At 68.9% G+C, this 3,457-nt stretch carries 4 protein-coding genes; 1 reads left to right on the top strand and 3 read right to left on the bottom strand.

The annotated features are described in order from the left end of the window. Positions 1-11: 11 nt before the first annotated feature. Positions 12-329, top strand: a complete 318-nt coding sequence (locus H0W38_RS18965) for a hypothetical protein (RefSeq protein WP_292457076.1) — start codon at positions 12-14, stop codon at positions 327-329. 99 nt (positions 330-428) lie between these two features. Here the strand turns inward: H0W38_RS18965 and H0W38_RS18960 are convergent, their stop codons facing one another. From H0W38_RS18960 to dapA, 3 genes are all read right to left on the bottom strand, one after another. Beyond that, entirely contained in the window at positions 429-1,211 is a 783-nt protein-coding gene (locus H0W38_RS18960; protein ID WP_292457074.1) for an MBL fold metallo-hydrolase, read from the bottom strand. A gap of 94 nt (positions 1,212-1,305) precedes the next feature. Further along, positions 1,306-2,451: an outer membrane protein assembly factor BamC gene (gene bamC / locus H0W38_RS18955; protein ID WP_292457072.1), complete on the bottom strand. Its 1,146-nt coding sequence runs from the start codon at positions 2,449-2,451 to the stop codon at positions 1,306-1,308. 98 nt (positions 2,452-2,549) lie between these two features. After that, positions 2,550-3,440 (bottom strand): 4-hydroxy-tetrahydrodipicolinate synthase, encoded by an 891-nt coding sequence (dapA, locus tag H0W38_RS18950; RefSeq protein WP_292457069.1) that lies wholly within the window; start codon positions 3,438-3,440, stop codon positions 2,550-2,552. Positions 3,441-3,457: the final 17 nt, after the last annotated feature.

The following is a 3,457-nucleotide window of genomic DNA, read 5'->3' as shown; positions in this document are numbered from 1 at the left end:
AGGACCTGTAAATGAACAAATCTCTCGTGCTGGCCGCCCTGGTTGCCGCCGCCGCTCTCGCCGCTTGCGGCAAGAACGAAGAAGCGGTCGTGATGCCTGCTCCGGCTCCCGTGGAAGCGCCTGCTCCGGCTGCCGAAACCAGTGCTTCTGCCGCCATGGACGCCGCCTCGGCTTCGATGGACAGCGCATCGGCCGCCATGGGTTCTGCAGATGCGGCCGCCACGGCCGCCGCCGGGGATGCCGCAAGCGCTGCCTCCGAGGCCGCCACCGATGCGGCCGCCGCCGCCGCCGCCGCCGCGAGCACGGCTGAAGACGCGATGAAGAAGTGATTCATTGCGGCGAGGCGGCTGCCTCGCCCGATGAGCTTGCAAAAAGGCCGCTTTCGGGCGGCTTTTTTGCGGGCACGCATCACGTGTGGGGCCGACGGGTCAGTGCAGGTCCAGCCAGCCGAAACCCAGGCGCGCATCGGCGACGACGATGTCTTGCGGCGTCGAGCCGAGCACATCGGCCAGCGCCACTGCCGCGAGATCGGGCCGGTTGTTCTGCAAGCTCAGGTGGGCCGCCACCACGTGACGCAGGCCCGAATGCCGGCATGCGCCGAGCACGACGGCGGCGCTGTCGTTGGCCAGATGGCCGAGCGAGCCGCCGACGCGCCGCTTGAGCGAAGCGGGGTAGCTCGAACCGGCCAGCATCCCGCGGTCGTGGTTGCATTCGAGCAGCAGCGCGTCACAGGCCTGCAGCGCGTCGATCATGTGCGGCGTGACCGACCCGGCGTCGGTGAGCACACCCAGGCGCCGGGCACCGTCGCTGCAACTGAGCTGCAACGGCTCGGTCGCGTCGTGGGGCACGGTGTAGGGGCGCAGTTGTAGGCCGCCGACATCGATCGTGTCGCCGTCGCGGGCGAAATGCAGCAGGCCGTCGAAGGGCTCCGGCGCACCGATCGCACGCCAGGTGCCGCGGCTCATCCACAGCGGCACGCCGTAGCGCCTCGCCACGCTGAGTGCACAGCCCACATGGTCGCCATGCTCGTGCGTCACGAACACCGCGTCGAGGCTGCCCGGCTCGACCCCGGCGCGGGCGAGCCGCAGGCTGAACTCCTTGAGCGTGAAGCCGCAGTCGATCAGCACCCGCGTGGTCCGCGTGCCGTCGTGCGACTCGATCAGCGTGGCGTTGCCGGTGCTGCCGCTGCCCAGGCTGCAAAAACGCATCATGCGGTCGCTCGGTACCTCAGTTTCGGCCGGGCCGCCCCGGCGACCACCGGCAACCTCGCTGCGAGGCAAGCCGCAGATGCCCGCAGGCCGTCATTCAGCGCAGGTCCGCGACCAGCAACTGCAGGATGCGTTGTGCCGCGTCGCCCGTCTCCGGCGCGCCCTGGTTGGTCTGCACGGTCACCAGCGTCGACTCGGCTTGCTGACCCTTCACTGCGATGCGGTAGCGCGCGAGGGCGTTCGAGGCCCCTTCGTCCTTGCCCCCGCCGAACAGCTTGCCGAAGAAGCCGGGTTCGGGCTGCTTGCTCTTGACCGGATCGACATAGCGCACGTAATACAGGCCCTGCGTGCGGTCGCGATCCTCCACGGTGAAGCCGCTGCGGTCGAGCGCCAGCCCGACACGCCGCCAGGCCCGGTCGAAGCCGTCGTCGACCTGCAAGCCACTGCCGGGTGCGCCGTCGATCAGGCGCGCGCGGGCGCTGGCCACCGCCGCCGGCGGCGCCGAGGCGGCCGCGGCGGCCGTGCGCACACGCTCCTCCTCGCCGCCCAGGTTTTGCATCAGGCGCGACAGCATCTGCGCTTCGAGTCCCGGGTCGGCCGGCCGCGGCTGCCAGGCGGTGGAGTCCCGGCGCTCGCTGGTGTAGACCTCGACCATGCCGCGATGGCTGATGTAGACCTCGGTGCCGCCGTCGGGGGCGCGCTCGAGCCGGGTGCGGAAGCGGTCGCGCTCCCCGGTTTCGTACGCGGAATCGAACACGCGCCCGATCGTGCGGCGAATGAAATCCTGTGGCAGGTTGGCGCGGTTTTCGGCCCAGTTGGTTTCCATCACGCCGGTGGCGGGCTGTTCGAGTTCGACCGAAAAGCCGCGCTCCTGCCAGAACGCCAGCAGCTGCGGCCACAGCTGCTCGGGGCTCTGCCGGGTCGACAGCCAGCGCTGGCTGCCGGCGCGCTCGATGCGGACCTCGCCGGTGACCGCCGGGGCGACCGCGGCCACCACCGGCGCCGATGCGGCCGCAGCAGGGGCTTGGATCGTGGAAGCGCTGATCGTGCCGTCGGTCGACTGAAAACGCGAGTCGCGTTGCAGCTGACTCAAGTCGGGCGGCACCTCGAGGCTGACCGTCTTGGAGCCGGTGGTGCGGTAATCGACCTTGTCGCCTTCCAGCGTCTTGTTGATCGAGCTACATGCCGCCAGACCGGCGACGAGGGCCAGCGGCAGCAATTTGAAGAAAGGGGAACGTCGCATCGAACGTGGGCTCACGGGCAGCTCTCCGGAAATCGGTCGGTTCGTCGCGCCGGGTTCGGCCGACGCAGCGGTATGGGACGCGCTCGGCGCGCGCAAGTTCAGCGGCCTTCGAGCAAGCCGGCCTCTTTCAGCGCCTGCTCGACGAGCGGCTGCAGGGGTGCACTCAAGGGCGTGAGCGGCAAACGCAGCGTGGCGCCGCAATGGCCCAGCCGCTGCATCGCCCATTTCACGGGAATCGGGTTGGGTTCGCAGAACAACTGCTTGTGAAGTGGCAGCAGTTGCAGGTGAATCTCAGTGGCCAGCCGCGCGTTGCCTGCAATCGCGGCCATGCACAACTCGTGCATCGCGCGCGGCGCCACGTTGGCCGTGACGCTGATGTTGCCCTGGCCGCCGAGCAGCATGAGGGCCACTGCGGTCGGATCGTCGCCGGAGTACACGGCGAATCCTTTCGGCGCCTGCCTGATGAGCCAACAAGCGCGCTCGATGTCGCCGCTGGCTTCCTTCAGGCCGACGATGCCGGGCACCTTCGCCAGGCGCAGCACGGTCTCGGGCAGCAAGTCGGCCACCGTGCGGCCGGGCACGTTGTAGAGCACCAGCGGGATGTCGACCGCTTCGGCGATGGCACGGAAGTGCAGGTACTGGCCTTCTTGCGTGGGCTTGTTGTAGTAAGGCACGACCTGCAGGGTGCAATCGGCGCCGACCTCCTTGGCGTACTTCGAAAGCTCGATCGCTTCGCGGGTCGAGTTCGAGCCGGCACCGGCCATGACCGGCACCCGGCCGGCCACGTGCTGGACCGCCACGCGGATGATCTCGCAGTGCTCTTCCGTGCTGACGGTAGGCGACTCGCCCGTCGTGCCGACCACGCCCAGGCAATCGGTGCCTTCAGCAATGTGCCAGTCGATCAGACGGCGCAGCGCGGGATAGTCCACGCTGCCGTCCTCGAGCATCGGCGTGACGAGCGCAACGATGCTGCCAACGATGGGTTTCATGACGTGATCCTCGCAAT

The sequence above is a fragment of the Methylibium sp. genome (assembly GCF_013817365.1).
Classification (GTDB): domain Bacteria; phylum Pseudomonadota; class Gammaproteobacteria; order Burkholderiales; family Burkholderiaceae_C; genus Methylibium.
This window is presented reverse-complemented; position numbering and strand designations above follow the sequence as displayed.

Coding starts and splice junctions, on each gene's coding strand:
- H0W38_RS18965 (WP_292457076.1), top strand. CDS start 12: ATGAACAAATCTCTCGTGCTGGCCGCCCTGGTTGCCGCCGCCGCTCTC.
- bamC (WP_292457072.1), bottom strand. CDS start 2,451: ATGCGACGTTCCCCTTTCTTCAAATTGCTGCCGCTGGCCCTCGTCGCC.
- dapA (WP_292457069.1), bottom strand. CDS start 3,440: ATGAAACCCATCGTTGGCAGCATCGTTGCGCTCGTCACGCCGATGCTC.
- H0W38_RS18960 (WP_292457074.1), bottom strand. CDS start 1,211: ATGATGCGTTTTTGCAGCCTGGGCAGCGGCAGCACCGGCAACGCCACG.